Below are 21,097 nucleotides of genomic sequence, written 5' to 3'. Positions count from 1 at the left end.
ATTTGCATCTATCATTCCTTTCCTTTGGAGAGATGGCTGAAAGGCGGGGTGGTTATTTTTTTAATATTTCTTTTTTTACCATCTAAGTCACGTAAGCTCGTTGTGTTTTAGGTTATGATTTCAATTATTTATCAAAGTCTGTTGAAATGGTAATGGCTTTCCAATCTTGATATTCTTTTGTTAGCGCCTGAGTTTTTGTAGTTGCTCTTGTTAAAGCATCGTTACCTAATAATAAATGAATAGGAGGGTTTGGCATACTTGCCAAAGAAATCATTGCAGCTGCTGCCTTTTCAGGATCGCCTGCTTGTTCACCATCCATTTTTAAATATTTGGCGTGTACCGCCCGAACATCTTCATAATCATCAATAGGATTTTTTGCTAAAACCAAAGACTCTGGTGTTAAGAAACTGGTTCTGAAAGCACCAGGAGCTACAACCGTAACTCTAATTCCGAATGCCTTAACATCATCGGCCAAAACTTCTGATAAAGCAATTACTGCGGCTTTTGCAGCAGAATAAACCGCCCAGCCTGTTGCGCCAACAATGCCTGCAATTGATGCAATGTTTATGATATGGCCAGAACGTTGCGCTCTTAAATGCGGACTGGCTTTTCTAATTACGTTTAATGTTCCGAAAACATTAACATCAAAACTATTTCTGGTTTCTTCGTCGCTTAATTCTTCAATACTACCACCAATGCCATAACCTGCATTATTTATAATAACATCAATTCGTCCAAATTGAAGAATAGTTGAATTAATGGCTTGCTCAACACTTAATTCGTCGCTTAGATTTACAGCTAACGGAAGAAATCTTTCAGAATTTGAATTAACTGCTGCTGCTAAATCATTTACATTTCTGGAAGTCGCTGCTACAGATTGACCTGCTTTTAATAATTGGTTTACTAAACTAAGTCCTAATCCTTTTGATGCACCAGTTACAAACCAAACTTTTTTAATTCCCATAATTTTATCCTTTTTGTTAAGACAAAATTACGCTGAGAATTTAGGTTAACCATTACGCCATTCAAACTGATAATTACGAAATTCAAACAATTCGATAAGCAGTAGGCGTATGGTTGGTTAATTTCTTAAAAAAGTTGTTAAAATGCGTTGGTTCTTCAAAACCTAAACAATAACCAATTTCGGATATATTCCAATCTGTATGTTTTAACAAAGCCTTTGCCTCGCTTAATAAACGTTCGGTAATATAATGCGTTGTGGTTTTACCAGTGGTTTCTTTTATTGCCCGATTTAAATGATTTACATGAACAGAAAGCTGCGATGCATAATCTTTTGCAGAACGCATGGTAAATCTTTGCGAGGTTGTTTCGATGGGAAATTGACGTTCTAGTAATTCAGTAAACACAGAAGTTATTCTAGAATTCGCATCGGTATGTTTAAATAAAGCTTCTGATGGTTGTGTTTTTAAAGCAAAGTGGGTAATCTCGGTTACATAATTTCTTAATAAATCATATTTATAAATGTAATCGGCGTTAATTTCCTCAAACATTTTAGTGAATATCGATGAAACCACAGCATCTTGTGTTTCATCTAATACATACGCAGGCTTGCCTCCAGGCATAAACATCGGTAAGTCGCCAATATTTCCACGGATTTTTTCGGTAAAGAAAGCCTCGGTAAAAATACAGAAGAAACCTGTTACATCACTTTTGGTTCCGCTGGCCAACTCCCAGGTGTAAGGTACTAACGGGTTGAAGAACATTAATGCGGTTCCATTTATTTCAATGCTTTTATCTGCATAATGGTAGATGTTATGTCCACGATTGAGTGCTATTTTATAGAAATCTCTGCGATTGTAGCTCATTTGTTTACTATCATCACGAAGACAATCTTCTAGCTTAAAAACGTTAAAATGGCCAACACCATTTTGTAGATTTTCAGGCAGAAAGCTAAATTTATTTTGATAGAAATCTTCGATTGTTTCTGTAGTACTCATAAATCAAAGTTACAAAATTCAAACGTAAACAGAAATCCGTTATAGAATGGCGAAGAAACAGTAATAGCAAAACAATAGAAGTAACATAAACCTGATTGAAATGGTAGCCCCCGATTTAAGCATTTGTCTCTGTTTTGTTATTGCTACACTTACTTGTTGCACAGGTTTTCATCGGTGCTAAAATGTAAAGCAGGGCTGAAGAAGCCGATTAGCAACAAACTTGCTTTTCTAAAAAAAAACACTTGAACGTTGAGAAAATAGAAACACAAATTTATTTGCATGATTTCTATAATAGCTTGCCAAAAAAAAATACCCAAACATGACAATTAAAAATACCAATCGGTATATATTTGTGCTGTCAATTTATTAACCCATGACCAAAGCAGAAAAAACGAGGAATTATATTATTGAGAAAACCGCACCGATTTTTAATATGAAAGGTTATGCAGGTACGTCTTTACAGGATATTACCGCGGCGACTGGCTTAACAAAAGGTAGCATTTATGGCAATTTCGCCAATAAAGATGAGGTGGCTTTGGCCGCATTCGATTATAATTTTAACAATAATGTACTGCAGATAGAGTCGGCAATGAGAGCCCAAACAACCGCTAAGGGTAAACTTTTGGTGTATGTTAGTATTTATCAAAATTTTATAACTGGAACGATTTCATTAGGTGGTTGCCCAATTTTAAATACCGCAACCGATGCAGATGATACGCACCCAGCTCTTCGGGAAAAAGCCTTGAAAGCTGTTTTATCATGGAAAAAAAGAATTATAAAGCTTGTAGAAGAGGGTATTGAAAATAAAGAAATAGCCTTGGATTCGAATGCCGAACAAATTGCATTAACTGTAATTGCTATGATTGAAGGTGGAATAATGATTTCTAGATTAACCAATAAGCTCGACAATTGGGATTTAATAATGGATTCTTTAAAGAAATACGTGAATAGCTTAGGCTAAAAAATTTTAAACTAAAATATACCGATTGGTATAAAAAACAAATTACAAATATGAAAACTTCACAAAACACCGTATTAATCATCGGCGGAACAGCTGGTATAGGTTTAGAAATTGTTAAACAATTAACCGCGTTAAATAACCATGTTATAGTAACTGGCAGAAATAAGGAACGGCTGGATGCTGCTGTAGCTGGTTTAAAAAATGTTACCGCCATAACTTTTGATGTAAGTAAAGCCGACGAGGTGGAAAATTTGGTAGATCGAGTTGGGAAGAATTTCCCTCGTTTAAATATGTTAATTAACAATGCAGGCCGAGCTATTTTATACAATCTTGGTGATGAAAAAGCCGACGCTTTTGAAAATGCAGCCGATGAAATGCTGACCAACTATTTGTCAATCATTAGAATAAATCAAAAATTTTTACCACTGTTAAAAAGTCAGGATGAATCGGCTATTGTAAATGTTTCTTCGGTTGTGGCCTACGTTCCTGGTATTACCTTGCCAAGTTACGCTGCCAGTAAAGCCGCTTTGCATTCTTACACAACATCTTTAAGATTAAGCTTAGAGCACACTAATGTAAAGGTTTTTGAGTTGATGCCACCTTTAGTTGATACTGAATTTTCGAAAGAAATTGGTGGACATAATGGCATTAAACCATCGGTAGTGGCCCATGAGTTTGTAAAAGCATTGGCAAATAATGAATTTGAGATTCGGGTAGGCGATACAGCCAAAATTTATGAGTTGTTCCGCCAATCGCCGATTGATGCTTTAAATGTAATGAATGCGAATAGAAAAGCCTGGATAGAAACAGTTTAGCTAATCGATTGGTGCGAAAATGAAAAAGAAACTGGCTTTCGCTATTATTATGGCGATATTTACCACGGGAATAGTAACCTTTGCGGCCATTAGCGTAAATATTGGATTTACCCAAAATTTCATGACAATATGGTTAAAATCGTGGGGCATTTCGTACATCGTTGCCATTCCAGCAATATTAATAATCGCCCCTAAAGTTCAATCGTTGGTTGATTTTTTATTTAAAGAAACCGACAAAAAAATAACATAATGAAAAGAGTAGTTGTAACAGGATTAGGTGCAATAACACCACTTGGTAACACAGTAGAAAGCTTTTGGAAGAACATTGTAGCTGGTAAAAGTGGCGTTGGCCCAATTACCAAATTCGATACTTCGAAATTTAAAACCCAGTTTGCTGCAGAAGTAAAGGATTTTAATGCAGAATCTTTTATCGATAAAAAAGAAATTAAGAAATACGACTTGTTTACGCAATATGCAATTGTTTCGACGGATGAAGCTATTGTAGATGCTGGTTTAGATTTTAGCACTTTTACCGACGATGAACTTGCAGAAGTAGGTGTAATTTGGGCAACGGGAAATGGTGGTATTTCTACTTTCGAGCAGCAATTAACAGAATTTCATAAAGGTGATGGTACGCCAAGATTTAATCCATATTTCATTCCGAAAATGATTGTAGATATAGCTGCAGGTGTGATTTCTATTCGTCATAAACTTCGTGGTCCGAATTATTGCACAGTTTCTGCTTGCGCATCTTCAAACACTGCCATCATTAGTGCTTTTGATACAATTCGCTTAGGAAAAGCAAATATTATGGTGGCTGGTGGTTCTGAGGCTGCAATTACCGAAGCATCGGTTGGTGGTTTTAATGCTGCACAGGCATTATCAAAAAGAAATGATAGTCCAGAAACTGCATCGAGACCATTTGACGAAAGTAGAGATGGTTTTGTAATGGGCGAGGGTGCTGGAGCTTTAATTTTAGAAGAATTAGAACATGCATTAAGTCGTGGTGCGCATATTTACGCCGAAATTGTTGGTGGCGGAATGGCAGCTGATGCTTATCACCTAACAGGAACACCTCCAGATGGGATTGGTGCTACTTTAGGTATGAAAAAAGCACTAAATGATGCAGGAATTTCTGCTGATAAAATTGATTATATTAATGCACATGCTACTTCTACTGGCTTAGGTGACATTAGTGAGCTTGTGGCTGTTAAAAATGTATTTGGTGATTTACCAGTAATTGTTGGTGCATCAAAATCGATGACAGGCCATTTGCTTGGCGCAGCTGGTGCAGTGGAAAGCTTGATTAGCGTTCTTTCCATTAGAGATGGAATTATTCCACCAACGATTAACACCAAAAAGCTCGATGAAAAAATCCCTGAGGGTTTAAACATCATTCTTGGTAAGCCAATTAAAAAGGAAATCAACTATGTTTTAAATAACACTTTTGGTTTTGGTGGCCACGTAGCTAGCACAATTTTCAAAAAATACGAGGCCTAGGTTATTTATCCATTAACAGGTTTACCAACTCCTTTAAATCTTCAACTTCTTGTTCAAGTTTTAAAATACGATTTTCCAACTCTTCATTGGGTTGGAAAATTGTTGTTTGTGGAGTAGCTATTTCTGTTTCAATAATCTCAGCCTGTTCGCCCAATAAATGAATAAACCTGGCTTCTTTCTGTCCTGCCTTTTTTGGTAATTGCTTTACAAAAGCGGGTTCTTCATCCGATAGTTTCTGCAATTGCTCTAAAACTTCTTCAATACTTTCGAACTCATATAACCTGCCCGAGTTACTATTAATTTCACCTGGTGTTAACGGCCCACGTAAAAGTAGTAAACATAGAATAGAAAGTTCTGATGGAACCAAAGGATATACAATTCCTAGATTATGTTTGTATTTAATTACACGACTAGAACCACCTGTAGCTGTGGATATTAAACCTTTAATTTTTAACGAATTTAAAGTTAGCGTAACTGTTTCCTCATCATAATTTACAACTGGATTTCTGGAGCTTTTTTGATTACAAGCTGCAGTTAAACTGTTCAAAGTCATTGGGTAGTAGTCGGGCGTAGTTCTACTTTTCTCTATTAATGAGCCTAAAATACGTTGTTCTTCCGTTGATAAATCGGGTAATGGTTTAATATCTTCCATTTGATAAAAATAGAAATTGAACCGAGATTATGAAAACTAATTATGTAAATTTAAGATGTTGAAATGAATTAAACATGACGAACGCTAAAAGCTAATCTTATAGCTTTGAGCAAAATTTAAAATAATATGATTGCTGCAAAAGGATACGCTGTTCACAACCAAACCGATAAATTGGCACCATGGAGTTTCGAAAGAAGAAACGTTGGACCGAAAGATGTTTTAATAGAAATTTTATTCAGTGGAATTTGCCACTCAGATATCCACCAAGTACGTAGCGAATGGGGCCCAGCCCGTTACCCAATGGTTCCTGGACATGAAATTGTAGGCAGGATTACTGAAGTTGGTTCAGAAGTAACCAAATTTAAAATCGGTCAACTGGCAGGTATTGGCTGTATGGTTGATAGTTGCAAAGAATGTCCAACATGTAAAGGTGGGCAACAGCAGTTTTGCGAAAAAGGAGAAACTGTTTGGACTTATAACAGTGTTGAACGCGATAAAACTACGCCGACGTATGGTGGCTATTCTAACAAAATAGTTTGTACAGAAGAGTTCGTAGTGAGTGTTTCGGAGAAATTACCTTTAGCTGGTGTTGCGCCGTTATTGTGTGCAGGTATTACTACTTATTCGCCAATTAAAAGATGGGGAATTAAAAAAGGTCACAAAGTTGCAGTTTTAGGTTTAGGTGGCTTAGGCCACATGGCTGTTAAATTTGCAGTTGCTTTTGGTGCAGATGTTACAGTATTAAGCACTTCGCCCTCGAAAGAACAAGATGCCAAAAAACTTGGTGCTCATCACTTCGTGATTACTAAAGACCCTGAGGAGTTAACAAAATATGCCAAGCATTTCGATTTTATTATCGATTCCGTTTCTGCACCGCACGATTATGAAATGTATTTGAAATTATTAAATGTTAATGGTGTACATATTTGTGTAGGTATACCTCCTGAACCATTGAAATTTCCAGGCTCGGCATTAATGCATGGAAACCGAGTTTTAACAGCTTCAAGTATTGGTGGGATAGAAGAAACTCAGGAAATGCTTGATTTCTGCGCTGAACACGATATTGTTTCTGATGTTGAAGTTATTAACATTAATTATGTAAACGAAGCTTACGAGCGTGTTTTGAATAGTGATGTTAAATATCGTTTCGTAATTGATATGGATACAATTTAATTAACAATCATGGAATAAATTCACGATTATTAAATTAAAGCAAAGGGCGAATTTCTAAAAGGAATTTGCCCTTTTGCATTCAGTTTCTTTCAAATAAAGTCGTTTTAATTAATAATGAAATACACTACAGCTATCTCTAAAATTTAATTAAAGAAATATTAAATTTACAGAATGGCTAAGAAAGTTAAATCAGGTTCTGTTATTTCAAAAAAAATTTTCGTTTTGGATACATCAGTCATTTTGTATGATCATGATGCAATAAATAACTTTCAGGAGCACGATGTAGCAATTCCAATTCAGGTTTTAGAAGAGCTAGATAATTTTAAAAGCGGTAATGACACCAGGAATTTCGAAGCAAGAAGCTTTATCAGACTTATCGATCAAACTTCGAAACAGAAATTAATAAGTGATTGGGTAGCTTTAAATCGTTTAAATTCGGGCATGTTTAAGGTTGTTTTAAACGAAAGTCCGCTAAAAACAAATGCTGAAGAAATATTTGGAAAAGGCAAAACCGATCATAAAATTTTAAATGCAGCATTAAGTTTAAAAGAGCAAAATCCTAATAAAAAAGTGATTTTGGTATCAAAGGATATATGCCTACGTTTAAAAGCCAAGGCGCTTGATTTAAATGCAGAAGATTACGAAACTGGCAAGATTAAAAACGTCGATGAACTTTATGCTGGTAAAACTGAAATCGCTAATTTCGATGAGGCCATTATAGATGAAGTAAAGCAGAAAACTTTTGCTAATGTTGCAGAATCAAGTCTTCCTTTAAGAAATGGAAATCATTTTTACATCCTTAAAAACAAAAGAAAAACCGCAAATGTATTCTACAACAATAGCTTAAAAACAATTTCATCGGTTTCTACTGATGCTGTTTTCAAAATTAAACCAAAAAATACTGAACAAGCATTTGCAATTAATGCCTTGCTCGATCCTAACATTAAGCTAGTAAGCATCCAAGGAAATGCAGGTACTGGAAAAACACTTTTGGCTTTAGCGAGTGCGCTAGAACAACGAAGAGATTTCAGACAAATTTACGTAACCCGACCAATTGTTTCTTTAAGCAATAAAGATATCGGCTTTTTACCTGGCGATGCTAAATCGAAAATTGATCCATTTATGGCCCCAATATGGGATAATTTGCGATTTATTAAAGAACAGTTCGCTGGTGATGAAAAAATGGTGGCAAAAATAGATGAGTTAATTTCAACAGAAAAAATTGCTATTGCGCCGCTAGCCTTTATAAGAGGAAGAACACTTACCAAAATATTTTTTATTATCGACGAAGCTCAAAATTTAACTCCTCACGAGGTTAAAACTATAATTTCGAGGGCTGGAGAACAAACTAAAATTGTTTTTACAGGAGATATTTATCAAATTGATACACCTTATCTCGATTCAGAAAGCAATGGGTTATCATATTTGATAGAACATGCAAAAGATCATCCACTTTATGCCCATATTACTTTACATAAAGGTGAGCGGAGTGAGTTAGCAAATTTGGCTAATGATTTGTTGTAATTTATTATATTGTTCCAAAAAAAAGTAAAAACTAACCTCTTCTACACCAAATGTTCTCATTATTTATTTTGCTTGTAGGTATTCGTATGATGAACAAATACCTGGATAAAGACGCTGAAAAACTAGCGCTAACTCAAAACCCGAATACAGAAAATGGCATTATCGAAAACTATTTCCCCATAATTTTCCATTCGACAATCATTGTTTTAATACTTATTTCTTTTCTTAAGCAAGGAATATTAACCGATGAAAAAATTAAAGTTTTAATAGCTGATGGAGTATTTCAGTTTGTAAGTACATTAATCATTTTGATTATCGGGATTATAAACCCTTTCATATCCTTCTCAATTGAAACAAGGCAAAAATTACAGGAAAAGGCGGCAGAAACAGGTTTTGAATGGTTGAATTGGTTTTTAAAAGATAAAAACTGGCAACTTCTTAAAGCATTTGTTTGCTTTTTAATTGTTGCTTACTTCATCCACAGCGGTTATTTAGTAATTCCAGACTTAAATCAAGGGTTAGTATCTGGAATTACAGTTATGCTGATACTATTTTTTGTTTTTGGTAATATTGTTCAATTAATCAAAAATCCGTCGCTATTTAAGAAAAAAACATTATTCCGATTATCCATGCTTTACCGTTCATTTAAGCTCTCTCTTTTTATATCTATAGGCTTACTTGTTACACTGTTCCTTTTAACAGCTTTATTGAATCTAGATTTTGAGAAACTTGTTAATGTTGGAGGAATAATTTTACTTGTTTACAATGTTGTAATGGCTTTTAATGAATACAAAATATTGAAATCACACGATTAATGATATTTCCTCAATGCTCTAATTGCGATGAACAACCCAATTAATGTTAAAAATGCGCTTAAAATAAATGGTGCACCAGGAAAATAAAGCGGTGTTCCATCTTGAATAAAGTACACAAAAATATGGCTGGCTAAAAATGGACCAATAATGGCTGCCAAACTCTGTAAGCTGGTTGTTATACCTTGAATTTCTCCCTGTGCATTTTCTGGAACCTGATTTGAAATAATGCTTTGCATAGCTGGGCCGCCAATTCCAGCTAAACAATATGGAATTATAAACATCATCATCATTAGTCCGTTAGCGGCAAACGCAAAACAAATAAATCCAACGATGTATAATATCAATCCAAAATAAATGGCCTTTCTATTACCGATTTTAGGAATAATAAAACGGATTAAACCTCCCTGAACGATTGCAATCATTAAACCAACCACACCTAAAGAATAGCCGATCATAGTAGAATCCCAATTGAATTTTTCAATTACATAGTAAGACCAGTTTGATTGTACAGAATGACTAGCTACATATAATAATAGGAGTGTGGCAAGTAAACCTAAAATTGCAGGATATTTTGACGCATTTATAAAGGAACCTATTGGATTAGCTCTCTTCCAGGAAAAGTTTCTTCTATTTGCTACAGATAATGATTCTGGAAGTATAAAATATCCGTATAACCAGTTTATCAAAGCCAGTCCAGCAGATATCATAAATGGCACTCTTAATCCGAAGGTACTGAATAACCCGCCAATTACGGGTCCTAATATAAATCCTATACCAAAAGCAGCACCTACCATACCAAAATTCTGAGCTTTCTTTTCAGGTGTTGAAATATCTGCTATGTAAGCCATTGCTGTTGTAAAACTTGCTCCAGTTACTCCAGCAATGATTCTACCAATAAATAACCAGAAAATTGTCGGTGCAAAAGATAAAAATATATAATCGATACCCAGGCCAAATAATGAGAAAAGCAACACAGGTCTTCTGCCATACTGATCGCTCAAACCACCCATAATTGGAGAAAATATAAATTGCGCTAAGGCAAAAGCAACCATCAAATATCCTCCATAATCTGCAGCAACGCTAACACTGCCTCCAGTAAAATCTTGAATCAGCTTAGGCAAAACAGGAATGATAATACCAAAACCTGTAAAATCTATCAATAATGTGATCATGATAAATATCATTGCTGATTTCTTTTCTTTTGCCATATTATGTATCCTTTGATACTACAAATGTAATTAAATCAATAAATTGTTTTCAGGTTTAACCTTGCAACTTATTTACGTTATATAATAAGTGACGTAAACCACCCTAAAATAATGTAAAAAAAGTGTGGCACCTAAAAACCTTACCACAGGGCTAAAACTTTTCCACAATGCCTTATTTCGGCATATTTTTGTTAAATTCGCAAGGTTATAATAATACCTTTTTGAAACATCGTTTTTGATAACGAGAATAATAATTTATGGCAGAAGATTTAGAAAATCAACAAAACGACAAAATCATCCAAATTAATATAGAGGAGCAGATGAAATCGGCCTACATTGACTATTCAATGTCGGTAATTGTATCGAGGGCTTTGCCTGACGTACGTGATGGATTAAAACCGGTACACCGCCGTGTTTTATATGGTATGCTCGATCTTGGTGTAACAAGTAATAAACCACACAAAAAATCGGCCCGTATTGTGGGTGAGGTTTTAGGTAAATATCACCCACATGGTGATGCATCTGTATATTTTACCATGGTTCGTATGGCTCAAGATTGGAGTTTACGTTACCCAATGGTAGATGGACAAGGAAATTTTGGTCACATTGATGGTGACTCTCCAGCTGCAATGCGTTATACCGAGGCACGTTTTTCTAAGATTGCCGAAGAAATGCTTGCCGATATCAATAAAGATACTGTAGACTTTCAGTTAAACTTTGATGATACCTTACAAGAACCGACAGTTTTACCTGCAAAAATCCCTAACCTTTTAGTAAACGGTTCTAGCGGTATTGCAGTAGGTATGGCAACCAATATGGCGCCACACAACTTAACAGAATGTATTGATGGTATTGTAAATTATATCGATAACAGAGATATTACTATCGAGGAATTGATGAAGTTTGTAAAAGCTCCAGATTTTCCTACAGGAGGTATTATTTATGGCTATACTGGCGTTAAAGAAGCTTTCGAAACAGGCCGTGGCCGTATTGTAATGCGTGCTAAAGCAGAAATTGAAACTATTAAAGATCGTGAAGTAATTATTGTTACTGAAATTCCTTACCAGGTTAATAAAGCCATGATGATTGAGCGGACTGCTGAATTGGTTGGCGAGAAAAAACTAGAAGGTATTTCGAACATTAAGGATGAATCGAATAAAGACGGTATTCGTATTGTTTACGAAATCAAACGCGATGCAAATGCTTCTATCGTATTAAATAATTTATATAAGTACACAGCGTTACAAACTTCTTTCAGTGTAAATAACATTGCATTGGTAAAAGGTCGTCCGCAAATGCTAAATCTAAAAGATTTAATTGTTCATTTTGTAGATCACCGCCATGATGTAGTTGTTCGTAGAACTAAATACGAATTAGCAGAAGCTGAAAAGCGTGCACACATTTTAGAAGGTTATTTAATTGCTTTAGATCATTTAGATGAAGTAATTAAATTAATTCGTGCTTCAGAAACTCCAGAAGAAGCTCGTGTTGGCTTGATGGAGAAATTCGGATTAAGCGATCTACAAGCTCGTGCTATACTTGATATGACATTGCGTCGTTTAACAGGACTAGAGCGTGATAAGATTAAAGAAGAGTATGCTGAATTAATGAAAACTATTGAATACTTGAAATCTATCTTAGATGATGAAGGTTTGCGTATGCAGATTATCAAAGATGAATTAGAGGAGATCAAACAGAAATTTGGCGATGAGCGCCGTACAACTATCGTTCACTCGGCTGAAGATATGAGTATGGAAGATTTCATCGACGATGAAGAAGTGGTCATCACCATCTCACACGAAGGTTACGTTAAACGTACGCCAGCAACAGAATTCAGAGCACAGGGTAGAGGCGGAAAAGGGTCTAAAGGCAGTACTTCAAGAAATGAAGATTTTATTGAGCACATGCTGGTTGCAACCAACCACAATTACATGTTATTCTTCACCGAAGCTGGAAGATGTTTCTGGTTGAGGGTTTACGAAATTCCAGAAGGATCACGTACGAGTAAAGGAAGAGCGATTCAAAACATTATCAACATTCCAAAAGACGAGAAAATTAAGGCTTACATTAAAGTGAAGAACCTTAAGGATCAAGAATATTTAGAGAACAATTTCATCATTATGTGTACTAAAAAAGGTACCATAAAGAAAACTTCTCTTGAAGCTTATTCTCGTCCGCGTGTTAACGGTATTAATGCAATTAATATCAATGAAGGCGATGTATTATTAGAAGCTTGCTTAACTAACGGGCAAAGCGAGATTGTTATGGCATTACGCTCTGGTAGGGCAATTCGCTTTAATGAAAGTACGGTTAGACCAATGGGTAGAACTGCTACTGGGGTTCGCGGTGTTCGTCTTGCTCACGATAAAGATGAAGTTGTTGGCATGATTGCTGTTAATAATCCAGAAGTTACGGTGTTGGTGGTTTCAGAAAAAGGATACGGTAAACGTACCGACATTGAAGATTACCGTGTTACAAACCGTGGCGGTAAGGGTGTAAAAACTATTAATGTTACAGAGAAAACAGGACAATTAGTTTCGATTAAAGACGTTACAGATAGCGAAGATTTAATGATTATTAACCGTTCAGGTATCGTAATCAGAATTCCAGTATCTGCTTTAAGAGTTATGGGTCGTGCAACGCAAGGTGTTCGCTTAATCTCATTAAAAGGCGATGATGAAATTGCATCGGTAACTAAAATCGACCATGAGGAAGATGAAGAAGAAACAGTAGATTTAGCTGATGTATTAGTTGTGGATGGTGAAGAATTAGAAGCCGATACAACTGCTGAAACGGAAGAAACTGAGGAGGAAGAAGGTGAATCTGATAACGAAACAGAAGACGAAAATTAATCCATATTAAATAAGAATAGAATAATAATTTTATGAAAAAAGTAGTTCTAAGTATAATTTTAGCAGGTGTAGTTAGCTTTGCGTTTGCTCAGAAAAGTGAAGTGGCCGATGCTAAAAAAGCATGGGGTATTTTCCAAATTACAGGCCAATCCGCCTCTGTTCCTCTAGCTAAAAAATTAGAGTCATTATCTGCAGGTTTAGCACATACAGATAAGGCCATCGCTGATGAAAAATCTAAAATTATGCCAGAAGCTTGGTCTTACCGTGCATTATTCGCATCTGCAGCAGCATTAGTTGATACTGCAAATTCACAAAATGCGGATGCAAATTTAAAAATTGCTCAAGATGCGGTTGCACAAGCTAAAACAGTAGATACTAAAGGTGCAGAGAAAGAAAATATCGCTTTAGCTGAAACCAACATCGCTAATGCTGTTAGAAATGCTGGTATTTCGGCTTATAATAAAAAAGATTATAAAACTGCGTATGAGAAATTCGTTGCTGCTACTGTAATTAATCCTACTGATACAGCAATGTATTTAAATGCAGGTATTGCAGCTAGAAATGTTGAAGATTATCCAGGTACAATCACACAATTCAAAAAAGTTATTGCACTTAACTCACCACAATCAAAAGAATTGTATTCTGAGTTAATTGGTATTGCTTTGAGTAAGCAAAAAGATACAGTTGCTGGTTTAGCTTTAATTAAAGAAGCTCAGGCTAAATTCCCTGAAGAGGCTGATTATATTAAAACAGAAACTCAAATTTATATCAATAAGGGTGATGTAGCTAAATCTGAGCAAATGTTAAATACTTTGGCCGCAAAAGAGCCAAACAATGCAACTTACCAGCTTTTATTAGGAAATGTTTATTTTACTCAAGCGTTAAAACTTCAGGCAGATAGAAACAAAATTGATGCTAAAAAAGTAAAAGAGTTTAATGAGGTAACAACAAAGATGAATGGTTTACTAGATAAATCTTTACCTTTCTATAAAAAAGCATTAGATATTGATGCTAAAAACGAAGGAGCATTAGAAACTCTAAAAACCATCTACGCTTTTAGAAACGATACAAAAAACTATGAGGAAATTAAAAAACGTTTAGACGCACTGCCTAAACAATAATTAATTACCGAAAAAAAGGCCCTGAAATTTCGGGGCCTTTTTTTTTATGTTTATTTTTACCTCGTCATCATTACTTTATTTTATGCAAAATTGTTCACGTTTATTATTCGCCATCTTAATATCGCTATCATTTAATAGTTTCGCTCAGAAAAGCCAAATGTTAATTGCCCGCAACTCAGTTGGTAAATTGCAAGCATCTTTTGCAGGAAAAGAAGATCCTAAAAAGCAGTTAGGTATTATAACCGAGGGCCTGAAATCTATAGAATCTGCAGAGCAGGATAACAAAACCAAAAACTGGACAGAAACCTGGGCGATTAAATCGTATCTGACTTCTTATGCTGCAATTATCGAAACAGATGTTACAGCATCTTTTAAATATTTTGATAGTTCGGTTAGCGCAATTAAAAAGGCAAAAAGCTTAGACAAATATGAAGATCCATCTGGATTAATTAAAGCTTCTGAACACAATATCTTAATCAAAAAACAGGAGAGGGGTAACCTTGCTTATTTTAATAATGATTTTAAAGAAGCGCTTGATGATTTAAAAGAAGTTAGTGATAATTTCCCCGCTGATTCTACATTAGCATTAAATACTGCAATTTGTGCCCAAAATGTACAAATGTATGATGAGTCTTTAAAATATTTTAAAAGAGCTAAAGAAGATAGTATTAAAAATCCTGCTGTATTTCAAAAAATGGCGCAATTGTATATTGCTAAATTTGATAACGAAACTGCGGTTAAAACATTAGAAGATGGTTTAGCTTTAAATCCTTACAACCACAATCTAACCAATGATTATATAAATCTTTTGCTTGATACAGAGAATTATAATAAAGCTCAAAGCTTAATCGAAAATAATTTAAAAGTTGAGAAGGGAAATAAACTTTTATTTTTCTTATACGGTTATTTACAGCAAGTTGGTGGTAATAATTCAACCGCGGTTTTAGCTTATAATAAAGCATTAAGTACCGATCAAAATTACTTTGATGCATTGTACCAACTTGGTTTAGCTTATGTAAATATAGCTAACGATGCGTTAAAAAAATCGGAGGCTGATAAAAATGCTCAATATGGTTCGTTAATAAACCGAGCACAATTTTCTTTACTTCGTGCAAATGAAATTAATCCGAACGATAAGCGAACTGTTCAATTGCTAATTGAAATTTACACCCGTAAAAATGCACAAGATAAAGTGCAGGAATTAAAAAGAAAACTACAAGAGTTTTAAGTAAAGTTTATCTGTAATTATATGATAGAGGATATGTTCGAAATCTTTAACTTAACATAATATTAATTATAAGACTTATTTAATTTGATTCTCGAATTGTTTAAGAACTTCAATCATTCCATCTGTTTGTGCTTATAATTCAAGTTTTAATTTAAAATTTTGAAAATAATTATCATTTTCATTTGTTATGTAGTTATGTACGATCAATTTTCTTTTGAAGATGCAGATATTTTGCAAATTGAACTGGCTAAAAAATTAAAGTTTCAGCCAATTAATAACGTTAAAACAATTGCTGGCGCCGATATTTCATTTAATAAAAATAGCACTACAATGTACGCTGGGATTGTTATTTTGAACTATCCAGAAATGAGTTTAAAAGCTTTTGCTTTAGAAACTTACGAAACATCTTTCCCATATAAAGCTGGTTATTTAGGTTTTAAAGAGGTTCCTGCGTTAATGCGAGTTTGGGATTTGATAAGTATTAAACCAGATGTTGTAGTTTTAGATGGAAATGGAATTTTACACCCAAGAAGAATGGGGGTTGCTTCACATTTTGGAGTTTTAACCAGCCAAGCTACAATTGGCTGTGCAAAGAGCATTTTGTACGGAGAAAATCATGTACCAGAAAACTCAAAATATAGTTCTTCTGAAATTAACAGTCGCGGTGATTTATTAGGTTTTGCTTTACGCACAAAAATAAATTGCGCACCTGTTTATGTTTCGGCTGGCCATTTGATTACTCAAGAGCAAAGTCTTGCAATAATGAAAAAATGTATTGGAAATTATAGAATACCAGAACCAACAAGAATGGCGCATGAAATTGTAAACGATTTCAGAACAGGCAAATTAAAGGCTGGTTTCCATTTGGTTGAACAGCCTTTAACGCTATTTTAGATCCAGTTAATTCCTTTTTTAAGTAATTGCAGGGTTTTGTATTCTTCAGAATCAGTTTCGGGTTGAACGTTGTAACCCCAATTAGCCTGCGGCGGTAAACTCATTAAGATTGATTCGATTCTGCCATTGGTTTCCAAGCCGAATTTTGTGCCCGAATCGTAAACTAAGTTAAATTCTACATATCGGCTACGACGCTGATATTGCCATTCTTTTTGAATTTCTGTAAATTCTTTATCGTAATTACGTTCAATTAGTTCGGTGTAAATTGGCAAGAAAGTTTCTCCAATAGTTGCAGAAAAGTTCAAAATTTCTTCCCAAGATAAATTTGTGTTCTCAGGTTTCAATCTATCGTAAAAAATACCACCAATGCCACGAGTTTCTTCGCGGTGTTTAATAAAGAAATAATCATCGGCATGCGCTTTAAATTTGGGGTAAAAGTCTTTGCTAAATTTATCGCAAGCATTTTTTAATTGATGATGAAAGAAACGGGCATCATTTTCAAAAATATAATGTGGGGTTAAATCGATACCGCCACCAAACCAACGTGTTTCTTCGTTTAATTCAAAATAACGAATATTCATGTGTATGATTGGAATCAGCGGATGATTTGGATGAATTACAATAGAAACTCCAGTTGCAAAAAACTCATCCTCGGTTACATTGAAAGCTTTTTTTATGGTTTCGGGTAACTTACCATAAACTGCAGAAAAATTTACGCCCCCTTTTTCAATAATCGCACCGTTTTGCATTATTCGGGTACGTCCACCTCCCCCGCCGTTACGCTCCCAAAGTTCTTCTTCAAATTTCCCTTTGCCATCTGCAATTTCCAAACCTCGGCAAATTTCATCCTGTATTTGCTTATATCTTTCTGCTACTTTTTCTTTAAACATGATGATTTTTTTTAACTCCGTACAAATTTAAGGGTATTAGCATATCTATACCCATTTATGTTTATATAGTACATTTTGTTGACAGTCGAACTTGCTTACGGTTGTTTTACGCAATTTCTGACTTTATTAAACCTGATAGAAACGGAAATACTTTTTGTTGTATACAAACTGACCTTATCGGAAACCAGTGACAAAAAGATTGTAGTGAATAGCAGGACTTTCGTAACCGATGAAAAACAGAACCTAGCTTTTCTATTATTTTATTCTTCGAGATAATCTAAATCCTTGTTAAAACTTTCTTTTAATTGGCTTAATCCGAAAATAGCAATAGCTGTTAAAATGGCCATAACTAAATAGCCAGCAGTTATTAAGCTATATTTTTTAGCTAAAAATTCGAATAAAAAAGTTATTGGAATTAATGCCCCACGAACGAAATTTGGTGCTGTTGTTGTTACTGTTGCTCGAATATTTGTTCCAAACTGTTCTGATGCTATGGTAACAAAAGTTGCCCAATAACCTACAGAAAAACCCATAAATAGGCATATCCAAATAAATGAGCTACTATTAAGTCCGAAACTAGTTAAGTAAACCACCACGCTTACAACGGAAAGTAGGTGAAAAATGAAAACTGTTTTTTTTCGTGATTTTAGGACTTGAGATAATAAACCAGTAACCACATCGCCAATTGCGATACCGAAATAGGTATACATAATACCCGTACCTGCTTTTAAAGGCTCTGTAGCACCTAGGGCTTTACCAAATTCTGGAGCTAGTGTTACTAAAATACCAACTACAAACCATAGTGGTATACCTATTAATATACAATACAGGTATTTTAAAAAGCGTTTTTTATTGTTAAAAAGCATAAAAATGTTGCCTTTTGAAACTTCGGTTTTGGCAGCCTGTTTAAACATTCCCGATTCGAAAGTGCCCACTCTTAACAAAAGTAAAACCAAACCCATCCCGCCGCCAACAAAATACGAAGTTTGCCATGTGTATTTAGAAGCTACGGTTGCTGCCACAGCGGCTCCTAACAAACCGATTGCACCAACTATCATGGTTCCATAACCACGTTTTTCCTTATCCATGGTTTCGGCAACTAAGGTTATGCCCGCACCTAATTCTCCTGCCAAACCAATACCCGCAATAAAACGGATAATAGCATAGCTGTTAACCGAAGTAGCGAAACCATTTGCAATATTTGCCAATGAATACAATAGAATTGACCCGAAAAGAACTTTTATTCGGCCAAGTTTATCGCCCAAAATACCCCAAAGTATTCCACCAAGCAACAAACCAAACATTTGCGAATTGATAATTAAAAAACCATCGTGCTGCATGTTTTCTGGTGAAACTCCAATTTCGGTTAAACTTTGAACACGAACAACAGAGAATAAAACAAGGTCGTAAATATCAACAAAGTAGCCTAATGCAGCCACTATAACCAGGAAAATTACATTTCGGTTGTTGCTTTTTATTTGAGAATCCATTTATTTATTTGGTTTAAATGCTGAAAGTACAAATTAGTACAAATAAATAAAAGCATTACAAACAAAAAAGGCTTCCGATTGAAATCGGAAGCCTTTTTGCTCTACATTTTAGGCATATTCTTTGTTGTGTCTGGCACTTTTGTTTTCATTGTATCGGGCGGTGTCGTCTTTTTAGTGGTATCCGCCATTGGTGTTGTTGTAGAATCCATCTTTGTACTGTCTGAAGAACCAGCCATATTTTTAGATGAATTGCATGCTGATGCGGCTATCATTAATGAGCCAGCGAAAGCAAGACTTAAGATTATTTTTTTCATAGTTTTTATTGTTATCTCTATTGTTAACAACCTCGTAGTCATTTGGTTTTATTTTTTTGATTTGAGATTACAATTTTAACAGGTTAATACGCAGACAAACAATAAATTAGTTGACTTTATTGGTGATGAATTTTAAGTTTATTTAATAATTCTGGTGAAATATTTTCGGCATAAACACCATAACCATCCACCAAAACACCTTTTAAATTGCCCAAATTTGATGAAATAGCATAAACTACTGAGCTATCCGCAGGATCAGTCATTCCTTCAAAACGGTAAACCTCTTCTATTTCAAACTCTTCAGGCATTAATTGCAAATTAATCGATTTACATTCTAATGCTTCTGAGGTTAAATTAAAATCTAAATTGTAGCCACGACTATCTAAGTCGGTAAGGGCGGCGGTTACGGTATCGTAAATATGCATGATGTAATTTACTGAAATATTACCAAAACATCATCTGCAAAACTTTAAAACATCGCAAATCTTTCTGATATTAGTAAGTATGATTATTTCTCAAAATACCCTAAAATGGGTTATGCGCTTTTACCCTCCATTGTTTTTTCAGCGCATTTGGGTTCAGAAATTCGATAATGATTTTAGAAGCTGCACGGTTAAATTAAGTAAAAGCTTTTTAAATAAAAATTACAACGGCTCTATTTTTGGAGGCACAATTTATGCAGCAACAGATCCTTTTTACGCATTATTATTCGATCAATTGATGCAAAGAAGAGGTTATAAAGTTCGAGTTTGGCTTAAAAGTGCTTCAATACAATATTTAAAGCCTGGCCGTTTTAACCTATATTTTACCATTACAGTTACCGATGAAATGATTGCTGAGGCCGAACTGGCCTTGAAAACCGTTGGTAAGTTTGTTAAAGCTTATCCGATGGAAATTACAAATAAACAGGGTGAACTTTGTGCAACAGTAATGAACGAAGTTTATATCAGAAACCTGCATCAAGGCGAAGAGCCTAGAGTTGCTTACTAACATTTAGATTATGCCGAGTATTAAGAGTTTAATTTTGCAGGGCGAAGGTGTTATGCTCGATTTTAAGAAAACAATTACAAATACCGAAAAAATTGCTAAAAGCCTGGTTGCTTTTGCCAATAATAAAGGCGGCAAATTATTAATTGGCGTTGCTGACGACGGCTCCATAAAAGGAGTGAAATCCGAAGAGGAAGAAAAATACATGATTCTTACCTCGGCTAATCAATATTGTAAACCAGTTATTGAACCTCGTTTTGAGGAAATTTATGTTGATGATAAACTTGTTTTGGTTGTAAACATTCCAGAAAGCGATACTAAACCTCATTATGCACTCGATGACCAAAAAAAATGGTGGGCATACATTCGTATAGACGATAAAAGTGTTTTGGCCAGTAAAATTATTGTTGAGGTTTTAAAACAAGACCATACGGATAAAGGCGTATTAATTTCTTATTCGGACAATGAAAAAAAACTGCTCCAATATTTGGAAACAAATGAAAAGATTACGCTAAAAGAATTTAGTAAGCTTTTACGGTGCTCTTACAGAAAAGCGCAAAAGATATTGGTTAGTTTAATTTTAACCAATGTTATAAAATCGAATACAACCGAAAAAGAAGAATATTTTACTGCTGTTAAGTAGCAGCTAAATTACCTGATATCTTTTTGCCAGGTTGAAAAATATCTTCAATAGATTTGGTATTTATTTGCAATG

General features: G+C 34.8%; 21 protein-coding genes. 14 read left to right on the top strand and 7 right to left on the bottom strand.

All coding sequences use genetic code 11. The features are described 5' to 3' along the window. Positions 1 to 124 precede the first annotated feature (124 nt). Both ACZZZI_RS17140 and ACZZZI_RS17135 read right to left on the bottom strand, forming a co-directional pair. Positions 125 to 964: an SDR family NAD(P)-dependent oxidoreductase gene (locus tag ACZZZI_RS17140; protein WP_463490208.1), complete on the bottom strand. Its 840-nt coding sequence runs from the start codon at positions 962 to 964 to the stop codon at positions 125 to 127. Between the two features lie 82 nt (positions 965 to 1,046). Further along, entirely contained in the window at positions 1,047 to 1,958 is a 912-nt protein-coding gene (locus ACZZZI_RS17135) for a helix-turn-helix domain-containing protein (RefSeq protein ID WP_424057759.1), read from the bottom strand. Positions 1,959 to 2,331: 373 nt separating this feature from the next. Here ACZZZI_RS17135 and ACZZZI_RS17130 point away from each other — a divergent pair, with 373 nt between their 5' ends. Genes ACZZZI_RS17130 through fabF form a run of 4 tightly spaced genes read left to right on the top strand, consistent with a single transcriptional unit; the run spans position 2,332 to position 5,234 of the window. Continuing rightward, positions 2,332 to 2,919: a TetR/AcrR family transcriptional regulator gene (locus ACZZZI_RS17130; protein WP_316760238.1), complete on the top strand. Its 588-nt coding sequence runs from the start codon at positions 2,332 to 2,334 to the stop codon at positions 2,917 to 2,919. Between the two features lie 50 nt (positions 2,920 to 2,969). After that, entirely contained in the window at positions 2,970 to 3,734 is a 765-nt protein-coding gene (locus tag ACZZZI_RS17125; RefSeq protein ID WP_463490206.1) for an SDR family oxidoreductase, read from the top strand. A 19-nt stretch (positions 3,735 to 3,753) separates the two neighbouring features. After that, positions 3,754 to 3,984: a DUF2798 domain-containing protein gene (locus ACZZZI_RS17120; RefSeq protein WP_463490204.1), complete on the top strand. Its 231-nt coding sequence runs from the start codon at positions 3,754 to 3,756 to the stop codon at positions 3,982 to 3,984. After that, positions 3,984 to 5,234: a beta-ketoacyl-ACP synthase II gene (fabF, locus tag ACZZZI_RS17115; RefSeq protein ID WP_463490202.1), complete on the top strand. Its 1,251-nt coding sequence runs from the start codon at positions 3,984 to 3,986 to the stop codon at positions 5,232 to 5,234. The genes ACZZZI_RS17120 and fabF overlap by 1 nt, the downstream gene beginning before the upstream one ends. 1 nt (position 5,235) lies before the next feature. Here the strand turns inward: fabF and ACZZZI_RS17110 are convergent, their stop codons facing one another. Continuing rightward, a complete protein-coding gene (locus ACZZZI_RS17110) occupies positions 5,236 to 5,886 on the bottom strand; it encodes a YceH family protein (protein ID WP_316760249.1) in 651 nt (216 codons plus the stop codon). A 126-nt stretch (positions 5,887 to 6,012) separates the two neighbouring features. On the opposite strand from ACZZZI_RS17110, the gene ACZZZI_RS17105 reads away from it, so the two are divergent. From ACZZZI_RS17105 to ACZZZI_RS17095, 3 genes are all read left to right on the top strand, one after another. After that, entirely contained in the window at positions 6,013 to 7,059 is a 1,047-nt protein-coding gene (locus ACZZZI_RS17105; RefSeq protein WP_316760252.1) for an NAD(P)-dependent alcohol dehydrogenase, read from the top strand. A 171-nt stretch (positions 7,060 to 7,230) separates the two neighbouring features. Continuing rightward, positions 7,231 to 8,583 (top strand): PhoH family protein, encoded by a 1,353-nt coding sequence (locus tag ACZZZI_RS17100; RefSeq protein WP_316760254.1) that lies wholly within the window; start codon positions 7,231 to 7,233, stop codon positions 8,581 to 8,583. A 50-nt stretch (positions 8,584 to 8,633) separates the two neighbouring features. Then, entirely contained in the window at positions 8,634 to 9,398 is a 765-nt protein-coding gene (locus ACZZZI_RS17095; RefSeq protein ID WP_463490199.1) for a hypothetical protein, read from the top strand. Here the strand turns inward: ACZZZI_RS17095 and ACZZZI_RS17090 are convergent. Continuing rightward, positions 9,395 to 10,606, bottom strand: coding sequence for a TCR/Tet family MFS transporter (locus tag ACZZZI_RS17090; protein ID WP_463490197.1), 1,212 nt, complete (start codon positions 10,604 to 10,606; stop codon positions 9,395 to 9,397). The two genes, ACZZZI_RS17095 and ACZZZI_RS17090, sit on opposite strands and share 4 nt — an antisense overlap. Before the next feature lie 257 nt (positions 10,607 to 10,863). On the opposite strand from ACZZZI_RS17090, the gene gyrA reads away from it, so the two are divergent. The 4 genes from gyrA to ACZZZI_RS17070 all read left to right on the top strand — a co-directional run bounded on the left by gyrA (position 10,864) and on the right by ACZZZI_RS17070 (position 16,701). Continuing rightward, the gene (gyrA, locus tag ACZZZI_RS17085; RefSeq protein WP_316760259.1) at positions 10,864 to 13,458 is read left to right on the top strand and encodes a DNA gyrase subunit A; all 2,595 of its coding nucleotides are present in this window, start codon (positions 10,864 to 10,866) and stop codon (positions 13,456 to 13,458) included. Positions 13,459 to 13,490: 32 nt separating this feature from the next. Further along, positions 13,491 to 14,579 (top strand): tetratricopeptide repeat protein, encoded by a 1,089-nt coding sequence (locus ACZZZI_RS17080; RefSeq protein ID WP_463490195.1) that lies wholly within the window; start codon positions 13,491 to 13,493, stop codon positions 14,577 to 14,579. Between the two features lie 82 nt (positions 14,580 to 14,661). Continuing rightward, complete coding sequence (locus ACZZZI_RS17075; RefSeq protein WP_316760262.1) at positions 14,662 to 15,807, top strand: tetratricopeptide repeat protein; 1,146 nt, start codon at positions 14,662 to 14,664, stop codon at positions 15,805 to 15,807. 159 nt (positions 15,808 to 15,966) lie between these two features. After that, positions 15,967 to 16,701: an endonuclease V gene (locus ACZZZI_RS17070; protein WP_463490192.1), complete on the top strand. Its 735-nt coding sequence runs from the start codon at positions 15,967 to 15,969 to the stop codon at positions 16,699 to 16,701. Here ACZZZI_RS17070 and hemF read toward each other — a convergent pair. Continuing rightward, a complete protein-coding gene (hemF, locus tag ACZZZI_RS17065) occupies positions 16,698 to 17,591 on the bottom strand; it encodes an oxygen-dependent coproporphyrinogen oxidase (RefSeq protein ID WP_316760265.1) in 894 nt (297 codons plus the stop codon). The genes ACZZZI_RS17070 and hemF overlap by 4 nt on opposite strands. Positions 17,592 to 17,851: 260 nt before the next feature. Beyond that, positions 17,852 to 19,081, bottom strand: coding sequence for an MFS transporter (locus ACZZZI_RS17060; RefSeq protein ID WP_463490190.1), 1,230 nt, complete (start codon positions 19,079 to 19,081; stop codon positions 17,852 to 17,854). 78 nt (positions 19,082 to 19,159) lie between these two features. Here ACZZZI_RS17060 and ACZZZI_RS17055 point away from each other — a divergent pair, with 78 nt between their 5' ends. Then, a complete protein-coding gene (locus tag ACZZZI_RS17055; protein WP_463490188.1) occupies positions 19,160 to 19,474 on the top strand; it encodes a hypothetical protein in 315 nt (104 codons plus the stop codon). Between the two features lie 37 nt (positions 19,475 to 19,511). Here the strand turns inward: ACZZZI_RS17055 and ACZZZI_RS17050 are convergent, their stop codons facing one another. Beyond that, positions 19,512 to 19,820, bottom strand: coding sequence for a phosphoribosylpyrophosphate synthetase (locus ACZZZI_RS17050; protein WP_463490186.1), 309 nt, complete (start codon positions 19,818 to 19,820; stop codon positions 19,512 to 19,514). A gap of 79 nt (positions 19,821 to 19,899) precedes the next feature. Between ACZZZI_RS17050 and ACZZZI_RS17045 the strand changes: the two genes are divergently transcribed. Both ACZZZI_RS17045 and ACZZZI_RS17040 read left to right on the top strand, forming a co-directional pair. Further along, a complete protein-coding gene (locus ACZZZI_RS17045) occupies positions 19,900 to 20,385 on the top strand; it encodes a DUF4442 domain-containing protein (RefSeq protein ID WP_316760272.1) in 486 nt (161 codons plus the stop codon). A gap of 10 nt (positions 20,386 to 20,395) precedes the next feature. Continuing rightward, positions 20,396 to 21,025 carry an AlbA family DNA-binding domain-containing protein gene (locus tag ACZZZI_RS17040; protein ID WP_316760275.1) on the top strand — a complete coding sequence of 210 codons (630 nt, stop codon included), beginning with the start codon at positions 20,396 to 20,398 and terminating at the stop codon, positions 21,023 to 21,025. Positions 21,026 to 21,097: the final 72 nt, after the last annotated feature.

The sequence above is a fragment of the Pedobacter sp. AC190 genome (genome assembly GCF_979258025.1).
The sequence above is the reverse complement of the archived record's forward strand: the minus strand, read 5'-3'. Positions and strand labels throughout refer to the sequence as shown.